Source organism: Streptomyces natalensis ATCC 27448 (genome assembly GCF_000935125.1).
Classification (GTDB): Bacteria; Actinomycetota; Actinomycetes; order Streptomycetales; family Streptomycetaceae; genus Streptomyces; species Streptomyces natalensis.
Map to the genome: position 1 here is coordinate 111,625 of NZ_JRKI01000010.1, position 24,610 is coordinate 136,234.

General features: G+C 70.4%; 22 protein-coding genes and 1 riboswitch. Of the genes, 17 read left to right on the forward strand and 5 right to left on the reverse strand.

Annotation, left to right across the window (positions count from 1 at the left end):
- Nucleotides 1–119 precede the first annotated feature (119 nt).
- Nucleotides 120–368 (reverse strand): hypothetical protein, encoded by a 249-nt coding sequence (locus SNA_RS08895; protein ID WP_030070031.1) that lies wholly within the window; start codon nucleotides 366–368, stop codon nucleotides 120–122.
- A 155-nt stretch (nucleotides 369–523) separates the two neighbouring features.
- Here SNA_RS08895 and SNA_RS08900 point away from each other — a divergent pair, with 155 nt between their 5' ends.
- Nucleotides 524–1,498: a carbohydrate kinase family protein gene (locus tag SNA_RS08900; protein ID WP_030070032.1), complete on the forward strand. Its 975-nt coding sequence runs from the start codon at nucleotides 524–526 to the stop codon at nucleotides 1,496–1,498.
- A 48-nt stretch (nucleotides 1,499–1,546) separates the two neighbouring features.
- Here SNA_RS08900 and SNA_RS08905 read toward each other — a convergent pair whose 3' ends face one another.
- Nucleotides 1,547–2,947, reverse strand: a complete 1,401-nt coding sequence (locus SNA_RS08905; protein ID WP_044364331.1) for a cysteine desulfurase/sulfurtransferase TusA family protein — start codon at nucleotides 2,945–2,947, stop codon at nucleotides 1,547–1,549.
- 306 nt (nucleotides 2,948–3,253) lie between these two features.
- Between SNA_RS08905 and ctaC the strand changes: the two genes are divergently transcribed.
- The 4 genes from ctaC to SNA_RS08925 all read left to right on the forward strand — a co-directional run bounded on the left by ctaC (nucleotide 3,254) and on the right by SNA_RS08925 (nucleotide 7,787).
- The gene (ctaC, locus tag SNA_RS08910) at nucleotides 3,254–4,216 is read left to right on the forward strand and encodes an aa3-type cytochrome oxidase subunit II (protein WP_030070034.1); all 963 of its coding nucleotides are present in this window, start codon (nucleotides 3,254–3,256) and stop codon (nucleotides 4,214–4,216) included.
- Nucleotides 4,213–5,946 carry an aa3-type cytochrome oxidase subunit I gene (gene ctaD, locus SNA_RS08915; RefSeq protein WP_030070036.1) on the forward strand — a complete coding sequence of 578 codons (1,734 nt, stop codon included), beginning with the start codon at nucleotides 4,213–4,215 and terminating at the stop codon, nucleotides 5,944–5,946. The genes ctaC and ctaD overlap by 4 nt, the downstream gene beginning before the upstream one ends.
- The gene (locus SNA_RS08920) at nucleotides 5,943–6,341 is read left to right on the forward strand and encodes a cytochrome c oxidase subunit 4 (RefSeq protein WP_030070038.1); all 399 of its coding nucleotides are present in this window, start codon (nucleotides 5,943–5,945) and stop codon (nucleotides 6,339–6,341) included. The genes ctaD and SNA_RS08920 overlap by 4 nt, the downstream gene beginning before the upstream one ends.
- Nucleotides 6,342–6,509: 168 nt before the next feature.
- The gene (locus SNA_RS08925; protein ID WP_198535004.1) at nucleotides 6,510–7,787 is read left to right on the forward strand and encodes a L,D-transpeptidase; all 1,278 of its coding nucleotides are present in this window, start codon (nucleotides 6,510–6,512) and stop codon (nucleotides 7,785–7,787) included.
- A 41-nt stretch (nucleotides 7,788–7,828) separates the two neighbouring features.
- Here SNA_RS08925 and SNA_RS08930 read toward each other — a convergent pair whose 3' ends face one another.
- Nucleotides 7,829–8,230, reverse strand: a complete 402-nt coding sequence (locus SNA_RS08930; protein ID WP_044364231.1) for a DNA-binding transcriptional response regulator — start codon at nucleotides 8,228–8,230, stop codon at nucleotides 7,829–7,831.
- Between the two features lie 271 nt (nucleotides 8,231–8,501).
- On the opposite strand from SNA_RS08930, the gene ctaE reads away from it, so the two are divergent.
- The 6 genes from ctaE (at nucleotide 8,502) to SNA_RS08960 (ending at nucleotide 15,763) form a co-directional block, all read left to right on the forward strand.
- Nucleotides 8,502–9,122: an aa3-type cytochrome oxidase subunit III gene (ctaE, locus tag SNA_RS08935; RefSeq protein WP_030070045.1), complete on the forward strand. Its 621-nt coding sequence runs from the start codon at nucleotides 8,502–8,504 to the stop codon at nucleotides 9,120–9,122.
- 91 nt (nucleotides 9,123–9,213) lie between these two features.
- Nucleotides 9,214–10,023: a cytochrome bc1 complex diheme cytochrome c subunit gene (gene qcrC, locus SNA_RS08940; protein ID WP_030070047.1), complete on the forward strand. Its 810-nt coding sequence runs from the start codon at nucleotides 9,214–9,216 to the stop codon at nucleotides 10,021–10,023.
- The gene (qcrA, locus tag SNA_RS08945) at nucleotides 10,020–11,081 is read left to right on the forward strand and encodes a cytochrome bc1 complex Rieske iron-sulfur subunit (protein WP_030070049.1); all 1,062 of its coding nucleotides are present in this window, start codon (nucleotides 10,020–10,022) and stop codon (nucleotides 11,079–11,081) included. The genes qcrC and qcrA overlap by 4 nt, the downstream gene beginning before the upstream one ends.
- Nucleotides 11,078–12,715: a cytochrome bc1 complex cytochrome b subunit gene (gene qcrB, locus SNA_RS08950; RefSeq protein WP_030070051.1), complete on the forward strand. Its 1,638-nt coding sequence runs from the start codon at nucleotides 11,078–11,080 to the stop codon at nucleotides 12,713–12,715. The genes qcrA and qcrB overlap by 4 nt, the downstream gene beginning before the upstream one ends.
- 173 nt (nucleotides 12,716–12,888) lie before the next feature.
- Complete coding sequence (gene trpD / locus SNA_RS08955; protein ID WP_030070053.1) at nucleotides 12,889–13,953, forward strand: anthranilate phosphoribosyltransferase; 1,065 nt, start codon at nucleotides 12,889–12,891, stop codon at nucleotides 13,951–13,953.
- Nucleotides 13,954–14,081: 128 nt separating this feature from the next.
- A riboswitch (SAM riboswitch) is annotated at nucleotides 14,082–14,199 on the forward strand.
- A 193-nt stretch (nucleotides 14,200–14,392) separates the two neighbouring features.
- Nucleotides 14,393–15,763 carry an aminotransferase class V-fold PLP-dependent enzyme gene (locus SNA_RS08960; RefSeq protein WP_044364233.1) on the forward strand — a complete coding sequence of 457 codons (1,371 nt, stop codon included), beginning with the start codon at nucleotides 14,393–14,395 and terminating at the stop codon, nucleotides 15,761–15,763.
- A gap of 417 nt (nucleotides 15,764–16,180) precedes the next feature.
- Here the strand turns inward: SNA_RS08960 and SNA_RS08965 are convergent, their stop codons facing one another.
- Entirely contained in the window at nucleotides 16,181–16,462 is a 282-nt protein-coding gene (locus SNA_RS08965) for an Lrp/AsnC family transcriptional regulator (protein WP_030073164.1), read from the reverse strand.
- The gene (locus tag SNA_RS08970) at nucleotides 16,459–17,151 is read right to left on the reverse strand and encodes a rhomboid family intramembrane serine protease (RefSeq protein ID WP_030073166.1); all 693 of its coding nucleotides are present in this window, start codon (nucleotides 17,149–17,151) and stop codon (nucleotides 16,459–16,461) included. The genes SNA_RS08965 and SNA_RS08970 overlap by 4 nt, the downstream gene beginning before the upstream one ends.
- A gap of 238 nt (nucleotides 17,152–17,389) precedes the next feature.
- Between SNA_RS08970 and SNA_RS08975 the strand changes: the two genes are divergently transcribed.
- The 6 genes from SNA_RS08975 (at nucleotide 17,390) to SNA_RS09000 (ending at nucleotide 24,511) form a co-directional block, all read left to right on the forward strand.
- Entirely contained in the window at nucleotides 17,390–17,629 is a 240-nt protein-coding gene (locus SNA_RS08975; protein ID WP_030073167.1) for a hypothetical protein, read from the forward strand.
- Nucleotides 17,630–17,647: 18 nt separating this feature from the next.
- The gene (locus tag SNA_RS08980) at nucleotides 17,648–19,021 is read left to right on the forward strand and encodes an NYN domain-containing protein (protein ID WP_030073169.1); all 1,374 of its coding nucleotides are present in this window, start codon (nucleotides 17,648–17,650) and stop codon (nucleotides 19,019–19,021) included.
- 318 nt (nucleotides 19,022–19,339) lie between these two features.
- On the forward strand, nucleotides 19,340–20,365 hold the full coding sequence (locus SNA_RS08985; protein ID WP_030073170.1) for a C40 family peptidase: 1,026 nt from the start codon (nucleotides 19,340–19,342) through the stop codon (nucleotides 20,363–20,365).
- A gap of 261 nt (nucleotides 20,366–20,626) precedes the next feature.
- Nucleotides 20,627–21,700, forward strand: coding sequence for a C40 family peptidase (locus tag SNA_RS08990; protein ID WP_044364235.1), 1,074 nt, complete (start codon nucleotides 20,627–20,629; stop codon nucleotides 21,698–21,700).
- Nucleotides 21,701–21,864: 164 nt separating this feature from the next.
- A complete protein-coding gene (locus SNA_RS08995) occupies nucleotides 21,865–23,250 on the forward strand; it encodes a hypothetical protein (protein ID WP_044364236.1) in 1,386 nt (461 codons plus the stop codon).
- Nucleotides 23,251–23,368: 118 nt separating this feature from the next.
- Nucleotides 23,369–24,511: a glycosyltransferase family 4 protein gene (locus SNA_RS09000; RefSeq protein ID WP_030073175.1), complete on the forward strand. Its 1,143-nt coding sequence runs from the start codon at nucleotides 23,369–23,371 to the stop codon at nucleotides 24,509–24,511.
- Nucleotides 24,512–24,610 lie beyond the last annotated feature (99 nt).

The following is a 24,610-nucleotide window of genomic DNA, read 5'->3' on the forward strand; positions in this document are numbered from 1 at the left end:
CTCCTTCGGCTCCGCCGACCATCTTCCGTGTCCGTACTCACGGACGCCGATGGGACGAAGCAGGGGCGGCGGCGGTTCCCCCGTCCGGCGGGGGACCGGCCCGGTCGCCGTACGCCGGCTCAGTCGCCGTACTCGGACATGCCCTCCAGCAGTGCGGCAGACTTCTCGGGGACCGAGACGCCGTGCAGTTCGGTCGCCTTGCCCCGGGCGGACGCCTTGCCCTCGGCGGGCTCGGCGCACCGGCTGCGGGTGAAGCGCGGCGCCATCCGCGCGCAGTCGCCGCGCAGCTGGTCGAGCGACTCCGGGTCGGCCGTGGCGGACGCGGCACGGGCGGCGGACGGTGTGACGGCTTTCACAGGCTTGGTCATAGCGGCACCGTACGCAGCCGCCTTCCGCGAAGAAAGACCTACTATTGGGTAGTTTCGGTATGTCCGATCGTCCGGGATGACCGGGTGGCCCGGCGCTATGCCCGGTAGCGTTGTCCCACGTCCGCTAGTCCCTCCGCCCCAGGAGCAGACCCGTCGTGCGTATTGCAGTCTCCGGCTCCATCGCCACCGACCATCTGATGACGTTCCCCGGCCGTTTCGCCGACCAGCTGGTCGCCGATCAGCTGCATACGGTCTCCCTCTCCTTCCTCGTCGATCAGCTCGACGTCCGCCGGGGCGGCGTCGCCCCCAACATCTGCTTCGGGATGGGCCAGCTGGGCATCCAGCCGATCCTGGTCGGCGCCGCGGGCAACGACTTCGAGGAGTACCGCGCCTGGCTCGACCGCCACGGCGTCGACACCCGCTCGGTACGGATCTCCGAGGTGCTGCACACCGCCCGCTTCGTGTGCACCACCGACGCCGACCACAACCAGATCGGCTCCTTCTACACCGGCGCCATGAGCGAGGCCCGGCTGATCGAGTTCCAGCACGTCGCCGAGCGCGTCGGCGGCCTGGACCTGGTCCTGATCGGTGCGGACGACCCCGAGGCGATGATCCGCCACACCGAGGAGTGCCGCAGCCGGGGCATCCCCTTCGCCGCCGACTTCTCCCAGCAGATCGCCCGCATGGACGGCGAGGGCATCCGCACCCTGATGGAGGGCGCCGCCTACCTCTTCTCCAACGAGTACGAGAAGGGCCTGATCGAGTCCAAGACCGGCTGGACCGCCGACGAGATCCTGGCCAAGGTCGGCACCCGCGTCACCACCCTGGGCTCCAACGGCGTCCGGATCGAGCGCGTCGGCGAGCCGGTCATCGAGGTCGGCGTCCCGGAGGAGAAGGCCAAGGCCGACCCGACCGGCGTCGGCGACGCCTTCCGTGCCGGCTTCCTGTCGGGCCTGGCCTGGGGCGTCGACCTGGAGCGCGCCGCCCAGGTCGGCTGCATGCTCGCCACCCTGGTCATCGAGACCGTCGGCACCCAGGAGTACGAGCTGCACCGCAGCCACTTCATGGACCGCTTCACCAAGGCCTACGGGCACGAGGCCGCGGCCGAGGTCCAGGAGCACCTGGTCTGAGCCCTTCGGCGCTTTCGCGCCGGGCCTCACCCACCGGGCCTTTCGCGCCTATACGCGGCGCCGCACCACATATGCGGCGCCGCGTTCCGCATCCTGCTCACCCACGTACTCCTGCTCGCGCATCGCGCACCAGGCGGGGATGTCCTGCCGCGCCGCCTCGTCGTCCGACAGCACCGTCACCGTGCCGCCGACCGGCACCCGGCCGATGACCTTCGCCAGCTCGATGACCGGGATCGGGCAGCGCCTGCCGAGGGCGTCGACCACCAGGCCCGTCTCCTCGCCCGCCGCCGCGGGCTTCTCCGGCTTCTCCACCGGCACCCCCAGCTGCTCCCGTACCGAGCGCACCACCCCCGGCAGCACCTGAAGGAACCGCTCCACATCGGCCTCGTCCGTGCCGTACGGGAGCGAGACCCGGACATTCCCCTCCGAGAGCACACCCATCGCGCGCAGCACATGGCTCGGCGTCAGAGTGCTGGAGGTACAGGACGATCCGGACGAGACGGAGAAGCCGGCCCGGTCGAGTTCCTGCAACAGCACCTCGCCGTCGACATAGAGACACGAGAACGTGACGAGGTGGGGGAGACGCCGTACGGGGTCGCCGACCACCTCCACCTCGCCGACCAGCTCCGGCACCCGGGTGCGGATCCGGCCGACCAGCTCCCGCAGCCGCGCCGCCTCGTCCGCTCCGCCCGCCGCCTCGGCGCGCAGGGCCCGCAGCGCGGCGGCCGCCGCGACGATCCCCGGCAGGTTGCCGAAACCGGGCGCGCGGCCCGACTCCCGTTCGTCGGCCGGGCCCTGGGGCGCGAAGCGGGTGCCCTTGCGGACGGCGAGCAGACCCACACCGGGCGGGCCGCCCCACTTGTGGGCGCTCGCCGTCAGCAGCGACCAGGCGCCCGGCACCGGCCCCCAGGCAAGAGACTGCGCCGCATCCACCAGGAGCGGCACCCCTGCCTCCTGGCAGTGGGCCGCCACCTCCTCGACCGGCTGCTCGGTGCCCACCTCGTGGTTGGCGGACTGGAGGCAGGCGAGCGCGGTGTCCGCCCGCAGCGCGGCGGCGAACTCCCCGGCCGCGACCCGGCCCGTACGGTCCACGCCGACCTGGGTGACCGTGCCGCCGGCCGCCGTATGGACCTCGGCGGCATGCAGGACGGCGGAGTGCTCGACCGCGGAGTGCACCAGCCCCCGGCCGACACGCCGGCGGGCCGCCAGCGCCCCGGACATCCCGGAATGCACCGCCTGCGTCCCCGAAGGGGTGAAAACCAGCTCGTCGGGCCGGCACCCCACGGCCTCCGCCGCGGCCTCCCGCGCAGCATCCAGCAGCATCCGGGCCCGCCGCCCCTCCCGGTACAGGCGGACCGGATCGGCCCAGCCCTCGTCCAGCGAGGCGAGCAGGGCCTCGCGGGCGACGGGATGCAGCGGGGCGGCGGAGGCGGCGTCGAAGTAGGGCACGTACGAGACGGTAGCCCCCCGGCTGACGCCGGGGCTGCCGCCCACCGCTGCGGACGCTCGCCAAGCCGTCAGTTGCCTGGTGGGAGCGGGTAATCGGGCGTCCGGGGGACGCCCGGCGACCGACACGCCCACCCCATCGGGGTGGCTCGCGGCGCGTTGGGCACCCTCCCCGCGCGACCCCAAATAGCGTCCAGTAGGGTTTGGTCCGCATAAACATCCAAACCCCTGCCCGACGCAGGGCGGCGACCGACCAGCGAGTTAAGGCCGCAGCCGACCGCGCGGGCGAGACTCTCGGGAAGGCGCTACGTGAGTCCCAACGGCTCCGACCGCTCGTCGCGGCGCCCGATGCGGCGGAAGCTGCCGCAGGTGCTTGCTGCGGGCCTGGTCCTGGCGACCTCTACTGGTTGCTCATACAAGGACTTCCCCCGCCTCGGCATGCCGACGCCCGTCACCGACGAGGCGCCGCGAATCCTCTCTCTTTGGCAGGGCTCCTGGGCCGCCGCCCTCGCAACGGGCGTGCTGGTCTGGGGCCTGATCATCTGGAGCGTGATCTTCCACCGCCGCAGCCGGACCAAGGTGGAGGTCCCCACTCAGACGCGGTACAACATGCCCATCGAGGCGTTGTACACGATCGTCCCGTTCATCATCATCGCGGTGCTCTTCTACTTCACCGCGCGCGATGAGAGCTACGTTCTCAAGACTTCCAAGAAGCCGGACCACGTCATCAACGTGGTGGGCTTCCAGTGGAGCTGGGCGTTCAACTACCTGGAGAACGTGGACGGCAACAACAAGACCACCGGGATCAATTCTCCCGAACTCTCTGCCATCCCGGACAAGTGGAAGAAGTCCGCTCCGGCCGGTGCCGAGGGCGTCTACGACACGGGCAACCCGGCGACGAAGAACCCGCAGACCGGCAACCCGGGCCCGACCCTGTGGCTGCCGAAGGGCGAGACGGTTCAGTTCGTCCTCACGTCGCGTGACGTCATCCACTCCTTCTGGGTGATCCCGTTCCTGATGAAGCAGGACGTGATCCCGGGCCACACCAACGTCTTCGAGGTGACCCCCAACAAGGAGGGCACCTTCATGGGCAAGTGCGCCGAGCTGTGCGGCGTCGACCACTCCCGGATGCTCTTCAACGTCAAGGTCGTCTCCCCGGCTAAGTACCGGGAGCACCTGAAGGACCTGGCGAAGAAGGGCCAGACCGGATACCTGCCGTCGGGCATCAAGCAGACGGATCACGCCAGGAATGCGGAGACGAAGAACACGTGAGCATCCTCAACGAACCTCAGGGTGCCGCCGCCGAGACGGCTCCGGCAGCACCGCCCGTACGCAAGAAGCAACCGGGTATCGCCGCGGTCAAGTGGCTCACCACCACCGACCACAAGACCATCGGCACGATGTACCTGGTCACGTCGTTCGCGTTCTTCTGCGTCGGCGGCCTGATGGCGCTGCTCATGCGCGCCGAGCTGGCCCGCCCCGGTGAGCAGATCATGACGAACGAGCAGTTCAACCAGGCGTTCACCATGCATGGCACGATCATGCTGCTGATGTTCGCCACCCCGCTGTTCGCCGGTTTCGCGAACTGGATCATGCCGCTCCAGATCGGCGCGCCCGACGTGGCGTTCCCGCGGCTGAACATGTTCGCCTACTGGCTCTACCTCTTCGGCTCGCTGATCGCGGTGGCCGGCTTCCTCACCCCGCAGGGTGCGGCCGACTTCGGCTGGTTCGCCTACTCCCCGCTGTCGGACGCGGTCCGCTCGCCGGGCGTCGGCGCCGATATGTGGATCATGGGTCTGGCCTTCTCCGGCTTCGGCACCATCCTCGGTTCGGTCAACTTCATCACCACGATCATCTGCATGCGTGCGCCTGGCATGACGATGTTCCGGATGCCGATCTTCGTGTGGAACGTGCTGCTGACCGGTGTGCTGGTCCTGCTGGCCTTCCCGGTCCTGGCCGCCGCGCTGTTCGCCCTGGAGGCGGACCGTAAATTCGGTGCCCATGTATTCGATGCCGCAAATGGCGGCGCATTGCTCTGGCAGCATCTTTTCTGGTTCTTCGGGCATCCCGAGGTCTATATCATCGCCCTGCCGTTCTTCGGCATCATTTCCGAGGTCATTCCGGTGTTCTCCCGGAAGCCGATGTTCGGTTACATCGGTCTGATTGCGGCGACGATTTCGATTGCCGGTCTTTCGGTCACGGTGTGGGCGCACCACATGTATGTGACCGGCGGTGTGCTGCTGCCGTTCTTCTCCTTCATGACGTTCCTGATCGCGGTCCCGACCGGTGTGAAGTTCTTCAACTGGATCGGCACGATGTGGAAGGGCTCACTGTCCTTCGAGACGCCGATGCTGTGGACGATCGGCTTCCTGATCACCTTCACCTTCGGTGGTCTGACCGGTGTCATCCTGGCCTCGCCGCCGATGGACTTCCACGTCTCCGACTCGTACTTCGTCGTGGCGCACTTCCACTACGTCGTCTTCGGCACGGTCGTCTTCGCGATGTTCGCCGGCTTCCACTTCTGGTGGCCGAAGTTCACCGGCAAGATGCTGGACGAGCGCCTCGGCAAGATCACGTTCTGGACGCTGTTCATCGGCTTCCACGGCACGTTCCTCGTCCAGCACTGGCTGGGCGCCGAGGGCATGCCGCGCCGGTACGCCGACTACCTGGCGGCCGACGGCTTCACCACGCTGAACACCATCTCGACGATCAGCTCGTTCCTGCTGGGCCTGTCGATCCTGCCGTTCTTCTACAACATCTGGAAGACCGCCAAGTACGGCAAGAAGGTCGAGGTCGACGACCCCTGGGGCTACGGCCGTTCGCTGGAGTGGGCGACCTCCTGCCCGCCGCCGCGGCACAACTTCCTCACCCTGCCGCGTATTCGCTCCGAATCCCCGGCGTTCGACCTGCACCACCCGGAGATCGCGGCCCTCGACGCGCTGCACAACGGTCACGGCGCGGATGACAAGTCCCTCGCCGGCGGCAAGGAGGCGGGCAAGTGAAGATCCAGGGCAAGATGTTCATCTGGCTGAGTGTCTTCATCCTCGCCATGGCGGTCGTCTATGGCGTGTGGTCGAAGGAGCCGGCCGGTACCACCGCGCTCTTCCTGGCGTTCGGCCTGTGCATCATGGTCGGCTACTACCTGGCCTTCACGGCCCGGCGGGTCGACGCGGGTGCCCAGGACAACGAGCACGCCGAGGTCTCGGACGACGCCGGTGAGGTGGGCTTCTTCAGCCCGCACAGCTGGCAGCCGCTCTCCCTGGCCGTCGGTGGCGCGCTCGCCTTCATGGGCGTCGTCTTCGGCTGGTGGCTGCTGTACTTCTCCGCCCCGGTGATCCTGGTGGGTCTCTTCGGCTGGGTCTTCGAGTACTACCACGGCGAGAACCGCACCCAGTAGGACGCGGACACGCCGTACACGGCGGGCCCGGACACCCGATCAGGTGTCCGGGCCCGCCGTCGTTTCCGGCGTGGCGGCTTGCCTTTCGGGTCAAGAATGTCTCCCGCGCGCACCCCGTTTGCAGTCATCCAGCGCGCCGCAAGAGGTGGTTCTTCATATTTTTGGGGCATGAGTACCAGACCTCGAACCCGGACGGTGCTGAGCTGCGGCCTCCTGATAGTGCCCCTTGCGGTGAGCGCCACCGCCTGCGGGGACTCGACGTCGCAGCCGCTCTCCGCCAAGCCCTACGACGCGGCCGACCAGATCACGGCCAACACCCCGGACGGCAAGCAGAAAGCGGACCCCGACAAGCCGCTTGAGGTCTCCGTCAAGGGTGACGAGGCGCGGATCACGGACGTGACCGCCACCGACTCCTCCGGCCGCTACATCCGCGGCGAACTCAGCGCCGACGGCAGGCGCTGGAGAACCACCGTGCCACTGGCCGCCGGCACCCGCTACACGGTGCAGGTCAGCACCGAGAACGAGGACGGCGCCCCCGGCCGCAAAACCCTCGTCGTCCACACCACGGACAACAACGACGACCGACTGCGCGTCACCTTCGGCCCCGACACCGGCGAATACGGCGTCGGCCAGCCCGTCACCGCCGAACTCAGCAGGGACGTGACCGACCCCAAGCAGCGGGCCGTCGTCGAAAGCGCCCTGAAGGTGGACTCCATCCCGCGGGTCGAGGGCACCTGGCACTGGATCGACGGCAGGAAACTGCACTTCCGCCCCAAGGACTACTGGCCCGCGCACGCCACCATCGCCGTCCACAGCAACCTGGCCGGCCTCAAGATCGCCCGGGGGCTCTACGGCGGCCCCGCCAAGCCCGTCCGGCTCACCACGGGCGACGCGGTGGAGGCCATCACCGACGCCGCCGCCCACCGGATGACGGTGCTGCGCAACGGTGAGGAGATCAACACCATCCCCGTCACCACCGGCAAGCCCGGCTTCTCCACCCGCAACGGCGTCAAGGTCGTCCTCGGCAAGGAGAGCTTCGTACGGATGCGCTCCTCCACCGTCGGCATCTCCGCCGGGAGTTCGGACTCCTACAACCTGCCGGTCTACTGGGCCACCCGGGTGACCTGGAGCGGCGAGTACGTGCACGCCGCCCCCTGGTCCGTCGGCTCGCAGGGCGCCGCCAACGTCAGCCACGGCTGCACCGGCATGTCCACCGGCAACGCCCGGTGGTTCTTCAACCACGTCCGCGTCGGCGACATCGTCAAGGTCGTCAACAGCTCCGGCGACACCATGACCCCGTTCGACAACGGCTTCGGCGACTGGAACATGCCCTGGAAGGAATGGCGGGCCGGCAGCGCCCTGAAGACCAAGGGCTCCAGCACCACAGGAGCCGCCGAGCGCCGGCCGGACTCCTCCGCCGACGCCCGGCTCCGCCCCGAGCTGTGAAGGCTCCCCAGCGGCCGCACAGCCGCTCGTGGGGCGCCGGCTCAGACCTGGACGAGTGCCCTGCGGCGCAGCAGCGAGGCCAGGGCGTCCGCGAACGCCACCGGGTCGAGGGGATGGGTCACGGCCGCGTCCGCGCGGCTCCAGGTGGCCAGCCAGGCGTCCTGCGGGCGGCCGATGAGCAGCAGGACGGGCGGGCACCGGAAGATCTCGTCCTTGATCTGCCGGCACACGCCCATCCCGCCCGCGGGCGCGGTCTCGCCGTCCAGGACGCAGACGTCGATCCCGCCCTGCTCCAGGGCCGCCAGGACGGCCGGAGCGGTGGCGCACTCCAGGATCTCGATCTGGGGGACATCGGCGGCGGGCCGCCGGCCGGCCGCCAGCCGGACCTGCTCGCGGGTGTGGGCGTTGTCGCTGTAGACCAGGACCGTGGCGGTCGGCTGCATCGTTCCTCCAGCTTGTCGGCGGGCCGGCTTCGGGGTCGATCGTTGCGCGGATGCTACTCCCGTACCAGGTGCCCGCAGGAGGGTTCGTACCGCTTCGCGCGCTGACCGATGCGGCGTCAGGACCGCTGCGCGGACGGCCCGGCGGGCCCGGGGCGACCGGCCGCGTCCCCCCTTCGGGCGACCGCCGCGACGACCCCCGCGAGCAGGCCGTACGGCCTTGACACACCGAACGGCACCCCCCGGAGTGAGGGCGGGATAAGCGACCGACATAATGTCGGTCGTGGCGACAGCAACGACAGTAGAAACCGGGCACGCGCACCCGTCGGTCAATCGGCCGAACCTCACCAGCGTCGGAACCATCATCTGGCTGAGTTCCGAGCTGATGTTCTTCGCGGCCCTCTTCGCGATGTACTTCACCCTTCGATCGGTGACCGGCGAGGCGTATTGGAAGGAATCGGCCAGTGCGCTGAATCTTCCGTTCTCCGCGACCAACACCACGATCCTGGTGCTCAGCTCCCTGACCTGCCAGCTCGGCGTATTCGCCGCCGAGCGCGGTGACGTCAAAAAGCTCCGCGCGTGGTTCGTGGTCACCTTCGTCATGGGTGCGACCTTCATCGGCGGTCAGGTCTTCGAATACACCGAACTGGTCAAGCACGAGGGCCTCTCGCTCTCGTCCGGCCCGTACGGCTCGGTGTTCTACCTGACCACCGGCTTCCACGGACTGCACGTGACGGGCGGACTCATCGCCTTCCTGCTGGTCCTGGGCAGGACGTACGCGGCCAAGAGGTTCACCCACACGCAGGCCACCGCGGCCATCGTCGTGTCCTACTACTGGCACTTCGTCGATGTCGTCTGGATCGGCCTCTTCGCCACGATCTACCTGATCCGGTAACTGATCCGGTAACCGGTCCCCGACCGGATACGCATTACCGACAGACATAGCCAAAGCATCGACGCAGAAGATCCTGACACCGGGGTAATCCGTGAAAAAGCTCTCCGCACGACGGCGCCATCCACTGGCGGCGCTCGTCGTCCTACTCTTCGCGCTGGCGGTCACTGGGGGGCTGTACGCCGCGTTCGCGCCGGCGGACAAGGCTCAGGCCGATGACACCGCCCAGTCCCTTGCCATCAAGGAGGGCAAGAAGCTCTTCGCCGTGGGCTGCGCCAGCTGCCACGGCACCGGCGGTCAGGGCACCTCCGACGGCCCCAGCCTGGTGGGCGTCGGTGCCGCAGCCGTCGACTTCCAGGTCGGCACCGGCCGTATGCCCGCCCAGCAGCCCGGCGCCCAGGTGCCGCGGAAGCGGAACATCTACACCAACGCCCAGATCGACCAGCTCGCGGCCTACGTCGCGTCGCTGGGCGCCGGCCCCACCGTGCCGGACAAGCAGCAGTACAGCGCGGCCGGCGCGGACGTCGCCAAGGGCGGCGAGCTGTTCCGTACGAACTGCGCCCAGTGCCACAACTTCACCGGCAAGGGCGGCGCGCTGACCAACGGCAAGTTCGCACCGACCCTTGAGGGCGTGGACCCCAAGCACATCTACGAGGCCATGGAAACCGGCCCGCAGAACATGCCCTCCTTCGGCGACGGCTCCCTGTCGAAGGAAAACAAGAAGGACATCGTCGCGTACCTCGGCGCCGTCAACGGCGATGAGTCGGCGAGCCCCGGCGGCCTGGAACTCGGCGGTCTCGGTCCGGTCACTGAGGGTCTCTTCGGCTACATCTTCGGCCTGGGCGCGCTGATCGCAGTCGCCATCTGGGTCGCAGCCCGGACTACGAAGGCCAAGAAGTCATGAGTGAGACTGGACGACACGAAGACGTGCCAGAAGAAACCCTTCCCGAGCGGGAGACGGCGCACGAAGGCGCGGTGGCGACGGCGGAGAACCCGTTCGCCGACCCCGGTCTGCCCGAGCACGAGCACCGCGCGCAGGACATCGACGAGCGGGCCGCCAAGCGCTCCGAGAACACCGTCGCCCTGCTGTTCCTGGTGTCGATGCTGGCCACGGTCGGCTTCATCGCCTCGTACGTGACGATCCCGATCGACAAGATCGTCTACATCTGGCCGATCGGCCACATCAGCGGCCTGAACTTCGCGCTGGGCCTCACCCTCGGTGTCGCGCTCTTCTGCATCGGCGCCGGCGCGGTCCACTGGGCCCGCACCCTGATGTCGGACGTGGAGGTCGCCGACGACCGCCACCCCATCGAGGCCGCCCCCGAGGTCAAGGCCAAAGTCCTGGCGGACTTCAAGCTGGGCGCCGAGGAGTCGCAGTTCGGCCGGCGCAAGCTGATCCGCAACACCCTGTTCGGTGCCATGGCGATGGTCCCGCTCTCCGGTGTCGTACTGCTGCGTGACCTCGGCCCGCTGCCCGGGACCAAGCTGCGCACCACGAACTGGAAGAAGGGCGTCCGCCTCGTCAACCAGTCCACCAACCTTCCGCTGCGTCCCGAGGACATCGCGGTCGGCTCCCTGACCTTCGCCAAGCCCGAGGGCCTGGAGGAGGACCAGGAGGACTTCAACGAGAAGATCGCCAAGGACGCCCTGATGCTCGTGCGGATCCAGCCGCAGGACATCAAGGACAAGGACGAACTGTCCTGGTCGCACGAGGGCATCGTGGCCTTCTCGAAGATCTGCACCCACGTGGGCTGCCCCATCAGCCTCTACGAGCAGCAGACCCACCACGTGCTCTGCCCCTGCCACCAGTCGACGTTCGACCTCTCTGACGGCGGCAAGGTGATCTTCGGTCCCGCCGGGCACGCCCTGCCGCAGCTGCACATCACGGAGAAGGACGGTTTCCTGGAGGCCGCGAGCGGCTTCGGTGAGCCCGTCGGCCCGAGCTTCTGGGAGCGCGGATGAGTAACGAGACAAGCGCGACCACCACGCGCCGCGGCCCTGCGCCGCGGGGCGAGCGGATCGCCGACTGGGCGGACGGCCGGCTGGGCATCTACAGCCTCGCCAAGGCCAATATGCGCAAGATCTTCCCGGACCACTGGTCCTTCATGCTGGGTGAGGTCGCGCTCTACAGCTTTGTCATCATCATCCTGACCGGTGTCTATCTGACGCTGTTCTTCCACCCGAGCATGGCCGAGGTGACCTACCACGGTTCCTATGTGCCCATGCAGGGAATCCGGATGACCCAGGCCTTCGAGTCGACGCTGGACATCAGCTTCGACGTCCGCGGCGGCCTGCTCATCCGTCAGATCCACCACTGGGCCGCGCTGGTCTTCCTGGCCGCGATGATGGTCCACATGATGCGGGTGTTCTTCACCGGCGCCTTCCGCAAGCCGCGCGAGGTCAACTGGCTGTTCGGCTTCCTGCTGTTCGTGCTGGGCATGTTCACCGGCTTCACCGGCTACTCGCTCCCCGACGACCTGCTCTCCGGCACCGGCGTGCGGTTCATCGAGGGCGTCATCCTGGCGATCCCGCTGGTCGGCTCGTACCTCCAGATGTTCATCTTCGGCGGCGAGTTCCCCGGCCACGACATCATCGCGCGGTTCTACACGGTCCACGTGCTGCTGCTGCCCGGCATCATGCTCGGCCTGCTGGTCGCGCACCTGATCCTGGTCTTCTACCACAAGCACACGCAGTTCCCGGGCGCCGGAAAGACCAACGAGAACGTCGTCGGCATGCCCCTGCTGCCGGTCTACATGGCCAAGGCCGGAGGCTTCTTCTTCCTGGTCTTCGGTGTGATCTCGGTGATCGCCGCGATCGCCAGCATCAACCCCGTGTGGGCCATAGGGCCGTACCGGCCGGACCAGGTCTCCACTGGTGCGCAGCCGGACTGGTACATGGGCTTCGCCGAGGGTCTGGTCCGTGTCATGCCGGGCTGGGAGTGGAACTTCTGGGGCCACACCGTCAACTTCGGTGTGCTGATCCCGATCGTGATCTTCCCCCTGGTCCTGGTCGCCATCGCCGTCTACCCGTTCGTCGAGTCCTGGGTACGGGGCGACAAGCGCGAGCACCACATCCTGGACCGCCCGCGCAACGTTCCCACCCGCACCGGCTTCGGTGTGGCCTGGCTGGTCGCGTACTTCGTGATGCTGATCGGCGGCGGCAACGACCTGTGGGCGACGCACTTCCACCTGTCGATCAACTCGATCACCTGGTTCGTCCGGATCGCGTTCTTCGTCGGGCCGGTGCTGGCCTTCATCGCCACCAAGCGGGTCTGCATGGGCCTCCAGCGCCGCGACAAGGACAAGGTGCTGCACGGCCGCGAGTCCGGCATCATCAAGCGCCTGCCGCACGGTGAGTTCATCGAGGTCCACGAGCCGCTCGACCAGGAGAAGCTGCACATGCTCACCCAGCATGAGCAGCCCGAGCCCTACGAGCTGGGCCCGGAGGTCGACGAGAACGGCGTCCGCCGCAAGTTCACCCGCGGGCAGAAGCTGCGCGCGAAGCTCTCCAAGGGCTACTACGGCGAGGACAACGTCATCCCCAAGCCGACCGTCGAGGAGTACAAGGAGATCACCAGCGGCCACGGCCACCACTGATCACCGCAGCGCCTTGAGGCGCAGGTAGTACGCCACCCAGAGGGCCCCGTCCGTCCCCCAAGCTCTCGACTTCGCTCGAGCAGGGGGGACCCCCACCGGACGGGGCCCTCCGGCGTGCCCCGGGCTCGATAGGGTGAACGGCAGAGGCACCAGACAAACCAGGAGCGTGGACCATGAACGTTGTGACCCCGGTGGGCGGCGACAGCGTGGCGGCCCACACCTGGCCGGCCATCCTCAACGCCCTGCTGGACGGCCGTGACCTCGCCGCCGACGACACCGCCTGGGTGATGGACAGGATCATGCGGGGCGAGGCCAGCGACGCCCAGATCGCCGGCTTCGCGGTGGCGCTGCGGGCCAAGGGCGAGACCGTCGCCGAGATCTCCGGGCTCGTGCGCACCATGTACGCGCACGCCCGGCTGATCGAGGTGCCCGGCCCCAGCGTGGACATCGTCGGCACCGGCGGCGACGGCGCCAAGACCGTCAACATCTCCACGATGTCCTCGATCGTGGTGGCCGGCACCGGCGCCAAGGTCGTCAAACACGGCAGCCGCGCCGCGTCCTCGGCCAGCGGCGCCTCCGACGTCCTCGAAAAGCTCGGCGTCAATCTCGACCTCAGCCCCCGGCGGGTCACCGAGGTCGCCGAGGAGGCGGGCATCACCTTCTGCTTCGCGGTGAAGTTCCACCCCGCGCTGCGCCATGTCGCCAACGCCCGCGCCCAGCTCGGCATCCGCACCACCTTCAATGTGCTGGGCCCGCTGACCAACCCCGCCCGCGTACGGGCCCAGGCCACCGGCGTCGCCGACGCCCGGATGGCGCCGATCCTGGCCGGGGTGCTCGCCGAGCGCGGCTCCTCGGCGCTGGTCTTCCGCGGCGACGACGGGCTGGACGAGCTGACCACCACCGCCACCTCGCGGGTGTGGGTGGTCCGCGACGGCACGGTCCGCGAGGAGGGCTTCGACCCCCGCGACGTGGGCATCGGCCTCGTCCCGGTGGAGGCCCTGCGCGGCGCCGACGCCTCGTACAACGCGGACGTGGCCCGCCGTCTGCTGGACGGCGAGACCGGCCCGGTGCGCGAGGCGGTCCTGCTCAATGCGGCGGCGGCCCTGGTGGCGCTGCATCCGTCCGGGGCGCCGCTGACGGAGCAGATCCGGGCCGGCATCGAGAAGGCCGCCGCGGCCATCGACTCGGGCGCGGCCAAACGGGCCCTGGAGCGGTGGGTGGCGGCCAGCAACGCCTGAGGCGCCGTGCGCCGGCCGTGACGCCCGAGCCGTGACGCACGGCCGTCACGCAGAGTGTGACGCAAGCCCCTGTCCGGTATCCGGACCGGGGCTTGCGCGCGCATTGCCGTATGGCATGATGCAGCTCAGGTCACGAGTGACAGCGATGTAGGCCCCGGCCCGCTGTCCGGCAACCCTCCGTCCGTGGCGGGGTGCCCCGGGTGATGACCAGGCCGCAGGCAGCGAGGTCTGCGGCAAGCGCGGATCCCTCGCCAGGGATCCTGGTCCTCGAGGGAGCCCTTCCGTGATGCAGCGAATGCGATAGGGGCCTACGGCCCCGCTTCTCCGCCTCTTCCTCTTCAACCGCTGCGGCCGTTCTGCGTGCGCCTCTGTGCACCTCCGCCGGCGCCTCCGCGTACCCGTCCGCAGCGAATTCGCTTACCTCTCACGGGAGTTCGCCATGTCTGTCTCCGCCGTTGCCGCCGACCGTTCCGTTTGTGCCCCGCTGCCGGTTCTGGGCCGAGATGTCCTCGTCCCGCTGGTGACCGGCGGCGAGGCCGTCTACGCCGCGCTCGACTACGCCGCCAGCGCCCCCGCCCTCCAGCGCGTCTGGGACGACGTCGCCGCCTACGCCCCGTACTACGGCAGCGTCCACCGCGGCGCCGGATACCTCTCGCAGCTGTCCACCGACCTCTTCGAGAACAGCCGCACGACCATCGCGGACTTCCTCGGCTGCCGCGCCGACGACCAGGTGGTCTTCACCCGCTCCACCACCGACTCGCTCAACCTCCTCGCCGCCGTACTCCCGCAGGGCACCCGGGTGTTCGTCTTCGAGACCGAGCACCACGCCTCCCTGCTGCCGTGGGAGCAGCGCGCCGGCGTCGAGGTCACCTACCTCAACGCACCGCGGACGCACGGCGAGGCCGTCGACACCCTGGAGAAGGCGCTGGCCGAGCGCGAGCCCTGCGGCCCGGCGCTGGTGTGCGTGACCGGCGCCTCCAACGTGACCGGCGAGCTGTGGCCCGTCCGGGAACTGGCCGCCGCGGCCCATGCGCACGGAGCCCGGATCGTCCTGGACGCCGCTCAGCTCGCCCCGCACCACCCCCTGGACATCGCCGAACTGGACGTCGACTGGGTCGCCTTCTCCGGCCACAAGCTCTACGCGCCGTTCGGCGCCGGGGTGCTGGCCGGGCGCGCCGACTGGCTGCGGTCGGCCGACCCGTACCTGGCGGGCGGCGGCGCCAGCCGCAAGGTCTCGCGGCGTACGGACGGCGGCGTGGACGTCGAATGGCACACCACCGCGGCCCGCCACGAGGCCGGTTCGCCGAACGTCATCGGCGCCTATGCCATCGCCTCCGCCTGCCAGGCCCTGACCGAGGCCGGGTTCGACACCCTGGTCGCCCGCGAGCGGGAGCTGATCGCCAAGGTTCGTGCGGGGCTGGCCGAGGTCCCCGAGGTCAAGGTCCTCTCCCTCTTCGGCGACGACGCCCCGCGGGTGGGCGTGCTCTCCTTCGTCGTGGACGGCTGGAACAGCTCCCACTTCGCCGCCGCCCTCTCCGCCGAGTACGGCATCGGCGTCCGCGACGGCCTCTTCTGCGCCCACCCCCTCGTCCGCACGCTCCTCGGCAGCGAGCCCCAGGACCCGGGCGAATGCGGCGCCCCTGAGGCGGCCCCCGGCGAGCGCTCCCTCAACGCCATCCGCGTCAGTTTCGGCGCGGGCACGCCGGACGAACACGTCGACCGCTTCGTCCGGGCGGTGAAGGAACTGGTGACGGACGGCGCGCGGTGGAACTACCGGACGGAGGACGGGCGTTGCGTGCCCGCCGCGTAGCGGGGTTTTCTCCCCACGTTTTCGGCCATCCCGCCGCGGTTTCTTCTCGCCGTTGCGCCTGCGGCGGGCGTGGGTTGTACGGGTGCGGTGCCACGCCTCCGGACTTCGTCCTGCGGCGCGGCCCCTCCCGTGGGTGGGGGGAAGGGGCCGGTGGGGGCGTGCGTCGTCTGTCCGTTTCCGTATGACTCGACGGACATGCGGCACCCGACCGCCCACGTGTACCCCCACTGTTTTTCTCCCACCCCCAACGGGGAGGGGCCGGGCCGCAGGACGAAGTTCGGAGGCCCGGTCCCGCAGCCGAACAGCCCCGCGCAAGCGGCAACGCCCGCCGCAGGCGCAACGGCGGGAAAGCCACAACGTCGGCCCAGGCAAAGCGCAGCGGACGGGCGGGACAGCCGAAGACGTGGGGAGAAGACGCTACGCGTCTAGGCCAATAGAGAACGCGGCCTCAAGGTCATGCTGCGAATACGTGCGGAACGCAATGTGCGTCTCCGTGGACGCGACCCCGGGAATCTTGCTGATGCGGCCGGGGATGACGTCGGCCAGATCGTCGTGCTTCGCCACGCGAACCATCGCGATCAGGTCGTGCGCGCCGGTGACGGAGTAGACCTCGCTGACGCCTTCCAGCGCGGCGATCTTCTCGGCGATCTCCGGGATCTGGTCCACGCTGGTCTTGATGAGCACGATCGACGTGATCACGGCTGGCTCTCTCCCTCGGTCGCCGGTTCGCTTCCCGGTTCGTTCCCCCTGGTGGACCCCACACTATCCCTCCCGTAGCGGGCCCATGCGTACAGGAAGCCGAGGGCGAAGCCGACGACATGGGCGAGGTAGGCGACGCCGGGACCGCGCGGGTCGTCCTGGGCGGACTGCCACTGGAGGACGAACCAGAAGAGCAGCACGATCCAGGCGGGGAAGCGCAGGGGGAGGAAGAAGAGGAAGGGGAAGACGCTGGTGACGCGGGCCCTGGGGAAGAGGTAGAGGAAGGCGCCGAGGACGCCGGAGATCGAGCCGGAGGCGCCGACCAGGGTCTGCGGGGAGCCCGCGTGTGCGGCCGCGTAGCCGAACAGGGCCAGATAGCCGACGATGAGGTAGAAGGCGGTGAAGGCGAACCGCCCCATCCGCGTTTCCGTCATCCCGCCGAAGACATACAAGAACAGCAGGTTGCCGAGCAGATGCAGCCAGCCGCCGTGGATGAACAGCGCGGTCAGCGGGGTGAGCAGGGCGTGCGGTGAGCCGCTCCACAGGTCGAGCGGGATCACGCCCCAGCGCGCGAAATACGCGGTCTGCGCCTGGGCCAGCGCCTGGCCGTGACCGTACATCTGGTTCAGTCCGGAGGCCGGGCCGACCACGAAGATCACGCAGCACAGCGCGATCAGGACATTCGTCATCCGCGAGAAAACCGCCGCCAGGGAGCGGACGGGATGCGGTGGCCGGGGGATACCCGGGAACAGGGACGGCGCCGTCATGAAGTGATCATGGCTTAATGCGGGCATTCGGGACAGAGTGCCTCGCCGCGTCCCGCCTCCTGGGCGGGGCCCGCACCGGCCCCCCGTCAGGCCGTAGGGTTGCAGTCAGTACCTTGCGTAACCTTGCGCACTTTCGCAGCCCGAAAGAGAGGACGGCATGATGGGTGTTCCCATGCCGACGGTCGAGACCCGGTGGCGCTGCACGCTCTGCGGCAATCTCACCAGGTTCGATGTCACCCGCCGGTCCAAGGTGGTGGAGTACGTGCACCTGGATCTGGCCGGGGAGCCGAAGGTGGAGGAGCGCGAGGTGCTCAGTGAGAGCATCGAGTCCGTGCGCTGCCGCTGGTGCAACGCGGTCGACCAGATCGAGCTGGTGGACCGGCCGGGCGCGAGCGCCTGAGATCGGAGCGAGCAAGCCGTGGTGGAGCGTCCGGAAAGGGAGCAGGGAGCGGCGTACGCCGACGCATCCGAGGGTGCCGTCGACGACGTGCTCGACCGTCCGCTGCCCGAGGGCGTACGGCGCCGGGTCGTGGCGCTCACCGCGGAGTCCTTCGGCGCGCTGACCGTCACCGAACTGCCACCCCCCTTGCGGCAGTACGCCCGTTTCACCCCGACTCGTCGCGCCAAGTTCGCGGGGAATGCGATGGCCGCGGCGCTGGAGAGCGATGCGGTCTTCCGGCAGCGGATCGCGGGCAAGCTGCGCGAGGCCCAGCCGGAGCTGGCCGCGGCGCTGGAGGACGGCACCCCGCCCGCGGCCGCCGATCCGCTCGATGTCGCGGCGGCCGCTTATGTGCTGCGCCCCGAGGGCTGGGTCAAGCTCGTCGCGGCGGCCGGCGAGGAGGCGCAGCGGGCGCGTGCCGAGCGGGCCGGCGAGGAGGCCGAGCGGGAGCTGGCGCGGCTGCGCGAGGAGCTGGCTCAGGTACGCGGCGAGGCGCGCGGCGACGTCGAGCGGGTACGGGCGGATCTGGACGCGGCCCGTAAGGAGAACGAGTCGCTCCAGCGCAAACTGCGCAGTGCGCTCAGCGATGTCAAACGCGGCGAGGCGGCGGTGCGCAAGGCCGATGCCGCGCTGGAGGCGGTGCGTTCCCGGAGCGCGACCGAAAAAGCCCTTGCGGACAGCGAGCTGCGTCGGCTCAAGGCCCGTATCGCCGAGGCCGAATCGGCGCTGGAGGCCAGCCGGCGGGCCGCCCGCGAGGGCCGTAGCGTCGAGGACATGCGGGTGCGCCTGCTGCTGGACACGGTGCTGGACGCCGCCCAGGGCCTGCGCCGCGAACTGGCCCTGCCGCCCGCCAGCATCCACCCCGCGGACACCGTCGAGGCGGTCGCCCCGGGCCGGATGACGCCCAAGGACATCGCGACCCGGGCGCTGTCGGAGATGGACCCGGCGCTGCTCGACCAGCTCCTGGCGCTGCCGCAGGCGCATTTGGTGGTGGACGGCTACAACGTGACCAAAACCGGCTATCCGACCATGCCGCTGGACAAGCAGCGGCTGCGGCTGCTGGGCGGGCTCGCGGTGCTGGCCGCGCAGACCGGTGCCGAGATGACCTGTGTCTTCGACGGTGCGGAGCTGGCGGCGCCGGTGCTGCTCGCGCCGCCGCGCGGGGTGCGGGTGCTGTTCAGCAAACCGGGCGTGACGGCCGATGAATTGATCCGCCAGCTGGTACGGGCCGAGCCGCCCGGCCGCCCGGTCGTCGTGGTCTCCACCGACCGGGAGGTGGCCGACGGCGTCGCCAAGGCGGGCGCCCGTCCGGTGGCATCGGCCCTGCTGCTCAAGCGACTTGCCCGGACCTGACGGTTTTGCACCCTCCGGTGCCCATCCCGCCCGGAAAATCGCTTGCGTTCCTCCCACCTTCCGTATCGCAGCGTCAAATGGCGCTTACTGCCTGTGTGATGTTGGTAAAGGATGGGGATGGTGGCGCAGTTTTTTCCCGTGGGGATTTGAAGCGATCACAACTCGGTTACTAAGGTCGGGCACCGAACCTTCATATTGGTGATCATCCAACCGGGGTGGTCAGTGAAGGTACCGCCGAGTCCGCGGCGTTCGCGCGGAGCCGGGGCTTTGTCCCCCCACTTCCCGGTAGGCGGCTGGAGGAAGAAGGAGCTCGCCCCCGTGGCGTCCCACCGTCGACCCAAGCAGCCGAGCCGTACGCGCGTCACCGTGCTCACCGCGACCGCGGCAGCGGCCGTCGCCCTCTCCTCGCAGGCCGCCCAGGCCACGCCCAAGCAGGACAAGAAGGACGTCAAGGCCCAGGTCGACAAGCTCTACGCGCAGGCGGAGCAGGCCACCGAGAAGTACGACGGGGCCAAGGAAGACCAGAACAAGCTCCAAAAAGAGGTGGACCGCCTCCAGGACAAGGTCGCCCGCGGCCAGGAGGAGCTCAACACCCTCCGCAAGAGCGTGGGCGCCGTCGCCTCCGGCCAGTACCGCAGCGGCAGCATCGACCCCTCGGTCCAGCTCTTCCTCTCCGGAGACCCGGACACCTACCTGGACAAGGCCTCCACCCTCGACCAGCTCAGCGGCCACCAGGCCCAGGAGCTGAAGACCATCGCGGACAAGATGCGTCAGCTCGCCCAGGAGCGCGCCGAGGCCGCGGCCAAGATCAAGGACCTCTCCGAGACCCGTAAGGCGCTCGGTGCGAAGAAGGACGAGATCCAGGCCAAGCTCAACAAGGCGCAGCAGCTGCTGAACTCCATGACCGCCAAGGAGAAGGCGGCCATGGAGGCGGCGCAGCAGCGCGCCAACCGCGACAACAGCCGGGCCGACCTCGGCAACGACGCGCCCGCCTCGCCGCGCGGTGCGGCCGCCCTGTCCGCCGCCCAGTCCAAGATCGGCTCGCCCTACGTCTGGGGCGCCACCGGCCCGTCCTCCTTCGACTGCTCGGGCCTGACCTCCTGGGCGTACCAGCAGGCCGGCCAGACGATTCCGCGCACTTCCCAGGAGCAGGCCAACGCCGGTACCCGGATCGGCTCGGAGAGCGCCCTCAAGCCCGGCGACCTGGTGCTCTTCTTCGGCGACCTGCACCACATCGGCCTCTACGCGGGCAACGGCATGGTGCTGCACGCCCCGCACACGGGCGCCTCGGTGCGCTACGAGTCGATCAACAACATGCCGTTCCAGTTCGGAGTGCGGGTCTGACGTACGGGCCCTGCCGTCCGAACGGGCCCAACCTCCCGCCCGAACGGGCGAATTGCGGCCCCCGCCGCTGACTTCCCGCCCCGCCGGTGACCTGCACAGTCACCGGCGGGGCGGCGTTGTGGGGACGGCAACGGGTCTTTGGCCGCCGCCTACCGGCGCGGTTACTGTCCTGCCCTCGCGGCCGCGAGGCACCGTCCGCCCTCCCGGGCGGCAGCGGCCGCGAGCAGGGGGGAGACCCCCGCCGGAAGGAGTGCGCCACCCGTGGGCTCCCATCGCCGTACCTCCCAGGCAGGTCCCGCCACCCGCACCGGTGTCACCGTCGTCTCGGCGGCCCTGGCCACCGCTGCGGCCGCACTGTCGGGCACACCGGCCTCGGCCGACCCCGTCGAACGGCCCGCCACTGGCCGGGACGCGGCCGCCGCCCGGCTCGGCACGCTCTTCGAACAGGCCGAGCGGGCCACCGAGAAGTTCAACGGCGTCGCCGAGGCCACCCGCGCACTGCGCGCGGAGGTGGCCCGCCTCCAGGACCGCACCGCCCGCGCCCAGCAACGCGTCAACCGGCTGCGCACCCGGCTCGGCGCCCTGGCCGCCGCCCAGTACCGCGGCGGCGGCATCGACCCCACGGTGCGGCTGCTGCTGTCCGAACGCCCCGACAGCTTCCTGGAGAAGGCCGCCGCGCTCGACCGGATCACCAGCAGCCAGGCCGGTGAGCTGCGCGAGCTGCGGGCCGCGCAGCGGGAGCTGGAGCAGCAGCGCCGGGTGACCGCGGCGAAGCTGGCGGACCTGGTGGCCGGGCGCCGCAACGTGGCCCGTCACAAGAAGGACGTCCGGCGCCGGCTGACCGCCGCCCGGAAGCTGTTCCATGCGCTGCCGCCGGGCGCCCGCGCGGCCTTCGACCGGACCTCGCGCGGCGACGGCCGTGACCCGATGCTGCCCGGGCTCGCCGACCTCTCCGGTCTGTCCGGCCTGCCCGACGCCGCCGCGGCCTCCGGACGGGCCGCGGCGGCCGTCGCCGCGGCCCGCGCCGCCGTCGGCTCCCCGTACGCCTGGGGCAGCAGCGGCCCCGGCTCCTTCGACTGCTCCGGACTCACCCAATGGGCCTACGGGCACGCCGGAGTCTTTCTGCCGCGCACCTCACAGGGCCAGCGCGGCGCCGGCCGGCAGGTGCCGGTGTCCCAGATGCAGCCCGGTGACCTGGTCATCTACCGCTCCGACGCCAGTCATGTCGGGATGTACGTGGGGGACGGAAAGGTCGTCCACGCGCCCTATCCCGGCGCCCGGGTGCGCTACGACCCGGTCGGCATGATGCCGGTCGCCGCCATCACCAGGCCGTGAGAACCCGCCGGGGAACGGGCGGAGAACCCGCCGGGGAAGGTACGGGAAACCGGTGGGGAACGGGGCGCGAACCGGCGGCGGCCCGGACGGCGGCCCGCGCGGATGCGGCCTGATCGGCCGCCCAGCGTTTTTGCGCCGCGCGGGCCGCACTTACGATCAGCGGCATGTCACGTCAGCGGGCGGGACGGCGCCGGCCGTCGCGGACCGGGGCGGCAACCCGTGCCGTCCCGCTCCTCGCGCTGCTCGTCCCGCTGGGCGGCTGCGCGCCCCAGGCCCCGCCGGGCGACCGCTACCCCGGCATCCAGCAGATGCTCGACGCCCGCGCCCGCGCCGTCCGCCACGGCGACACCGCCGCCCTCCTGGCCACCGTCGACCCGTCCGCCACGGCCTTCCGCGCCCGCCAGCGCCGGCTGATCGCCAACCTCGCGGCGGTCCCCGTCACCGACTGGCGCTACGAGCTGCTCTCCACCGACGCCTTCGCCCTCCCGGGCGGCCCCCGCGGCCGGATGGCGGCCAAGGTGCGGCTGAGCTACCGCCTGCGGGGCTATGACACCGCACCGGTCACCTCCCTCCAGTACCTCACCCTGACCGAACGTGCCGGCCGCTGGCGGATCTCCGGCGACACCGACGGCGCCGCCGTGGGCCGGCCCGGCACCCGTCAGCTGTGGGACCAGGGCCCGGTACGGGTGGTGCGCGGCCGGCACAGCCTGGTGCTGGGCGGCGCCGGGGACCCGGCGCGGCTGCGCGATCTGGCGAACCAGGTGGACGAGGCGGTACCGGCCGTCTCCGACGCCTGGAAGGGCCGGTGGTCGGGCACGGTGGTGGTGGAGGCCCCGGACACCGTCGGCCAGATGGCACAGCTGCTGGGCAGCGGCGACGGCGACGGGTACACGGGCATCGCGGCCGTCACCACCGGGGAGGCCGGCGCCTCCGCGACCGCGCCCGCGGACCGGGTGATCGTCAACCCCGAGGCGTACCAGGAGCTCAACGCCCTCGGCCGGGAGGTCGTCCTCACCCACGAGACCACCCATGTCGCCACCCGTACGGTCACCACCGCGGCCACCCCGCTCTGGCTCTCCGAGGGCTTCGCCGACTGGGTCGCCTACCGCGACGTCCCCGACAAGGCGGCCACCACCGCCCCCGAGCTCTCGCACGCGGTCGCCGACGGCAAGACCCCCGACAGCCTGCCCACCGACGAGGACTTCGGCTTCCAGGCCGGCGCGGACCGGCTGGCGAAGGCGTACGAGGGCGGCTGGCTGGCGTGCCGGATGATCGCCGACAAGTGGGGCGAGGCCAGGCTGCTCGCCTTCTACCGGGCCGCGGGCCGCACCGGGACCGAGAGCGCCTCGGGACGCCTGGGGCCGCCCCTGGAGGCCCTCCAGGCCGCCCACCACCCCCGCCCGCACCGTTCGCCCGGCTCGGCCCCCGCCCACGACCGCCGCCCGGAGCGGGCCGAGCGGCTGGACCGGGCGATGCGGGACCAACTGGGCGTCGGGCTGGCGGAGTTCACGCGGGAGTGGCGGGAGTACGTCGAGGGGCAGCTGCGGTGAGCGGCGGGCGGCCGCTCCCGGGGGCGGCGGTGGCGCTCGCCGCCGGGCGGCGAGGCGGTACTGTCGGCCGGAACCGGCCTGCCGTGGCCGCGCCCGCGACCCCGCCGAAAGACCCACCGTGCACAAGACCCTGATCGTCACCAACGACTTTCCGCCGAGGCCCGGCGGCATCCAGGCCTTCCTGCACAGCATGGCACTGCGCCTGGACCCCTCCCAGGTCGTCGTCTACGCCTCGACCTGGAAGCACACCGAGGAGGGCCGCGCGGCCACCGCCGCCTTCGACGCCGAGCAGCCGTTCACGGTGGTCCGCGACCGTACGACCATGCTCCTGCCGACGCCCCGGGTCACCCGCCGCGCCACCGCCCTGCTGCGCGAACACGGCTGTTCCTCCGTGTGGTTCGGCGCGGCCGCGCCGCTGGGCCTGATGGCCCCGGCCCTGCGGGCCGCCGGCGCCCGCCGCATCGTGGCGACCACGCACGGCCACGAGGCGGGCTGGGCGCAGCTCCCCGCCGCCCGGCAGCTGCTGCGCCGTATCGGCGAGGGCACCGACACCCTGACGTACCTGGGCGAATACACCCGTTCCCGGATCGCCGCCGCGCTCACGCCCGCGGCCGCCGCCCGTATGGTCCAACTCCCGCCCGGGGTCGACGAGAAGACCTTCCACCCCGACTCGGGCGGTGCGGCGGTACGGGCCCGCCTCGGCCTCACCGACCGCCCGGTGATCGTCTGCGTCTCCCGGCTCGTCCCGCGCAAGGGCCAGGACACCCTCATCGAGGCGATGCCCGCGGTGCTCGCCGCGGTCCCGGACGCGGTCCTGCTGATCGTCGGCGGCGGCCCCTACGAGCCGGACCTACGCGCGTTGGCCCAGGCGAAGGGCGTCGCCGGCTCCGTACGCTTCACCGGCGCCGTCCCCTGGGAGGACCTGCCCGCCCACTTCGGCGCCGGCGACGTCTTCGCCATGCCCTGCCGCACGCGCCGCGGCGGCCTCGACGTGGAGGGCCTGGGCATCGTCTACCTGGAGGCGTCCGCCACGGGCCTGCCGGTCGTCGCGGGCGACTCAGGGGGCGCCCCCGACGCCGTTCTCGATGGCGAGACGGGATGGGTGGTCCCGGGGGGTTCCCCGACCCCCACGGCCGAGCGGCTCGTTGCCCTGCTTCAGGATCCCGCCCTGCGCCGGCGGATGGGTGCGCGGGGGCGCGCCTGGGTGGAGGAGCGGTGGCGCTGGGACCTGCTCGCCGAGCGGCTGAAGCGGTTGCTTTAGCGCCCCACGTTTTCGGCTTCCCCGCCCGTCCGCTGCGCTTTGCCTTGGCCGACGGTTTGGCTTTCCCTCCGTAGCGCCTGCGGCGGGCGTTGCCGCTTG

What these genes read in the sequence shown, in the direction of transcription:
- SNA_RS08960 (WP_044364233.1), top strand. Translation starts at nt 14,393, where the DNA reads ATGTCTGTCTCCGCCGTTGCCGCCGACCGTTCCGTTTGTGCCCCGCTG.
- ctaE (WP_030070045.1), top strand. Translation starts at nt 8,502, where the DNA reads ATGTCGGTCGTGGCGACAGCAACGACAGTAGAAACCGGGCACGCGCAC.
- SNA_RS08930 (WP_044364231.1), bottom strand. Translation starts at nt 8,230, where the DNA reads ATGCAGCCGACCGCCACGGTCCTGGTCTACAGCGACAACGCCCACACC.
- SNA_RS08895 (WP_030070031.1), bottom strand. Translation starts at nt 368, where the DNA reads ATGACCAAGCCTGTGAAAGCCGTCACACCGTCCGCCGCCCGTGCCGCG.
- SNA_RS08970 (WP_030073166.1), bottom strand. Translation starts at nt 17,151, where the DNA reads ATGACGAATGTCCTGATCGCGCTGTGCTGCGTGATCTTCGTGGTCGGC.
- SNA_RS08975 (WP_030073167.1), top strand. Translation starts at nt 17,390, where the DNA reads ATGGGTGTTCCCATGCCGACGGTCGAGACCCGGTGGCGCTGCACGCTC.
- qcrA (WP_030070049.1), top strand. Translation starts at nt 10,020, where the DNA reads ATGAGTGAGACTGGACGACACGAAGACGTGCCAGAAGAAACCCTTCCC.
- qcrB (WP_030070051.1), top strand. Translation starts at nt 11,078, where the DNA reads ATGAGTAACGAGACAAGCGCGACCACCACGCGCCGCGGCCCTGCGCCG.
- SNA_RS08925 (WP_198535004.1), top strand. Translation starts at nt 6,510, where the DNA reads ATGAGTACCAGACCTCGAACCCGGACGGTGCTGAGCTGCGGCCTCCTG.
- trpD (WP_030070053.1), top strand. Translation starts at nt 12,889, where the DNA reads ATGAACGTTGTGACCCCGGTGGGCGGCGACAGCGTGGCGGCCCACACC.
- SNA_RS08995 (WP_044364236.1), top strand. Translation starts at nt 21,865, where the DNA reads ATGTCACGTCAGCGGGCGGGACGGCGCCGGCCGTCGCGGACCGGGGCG.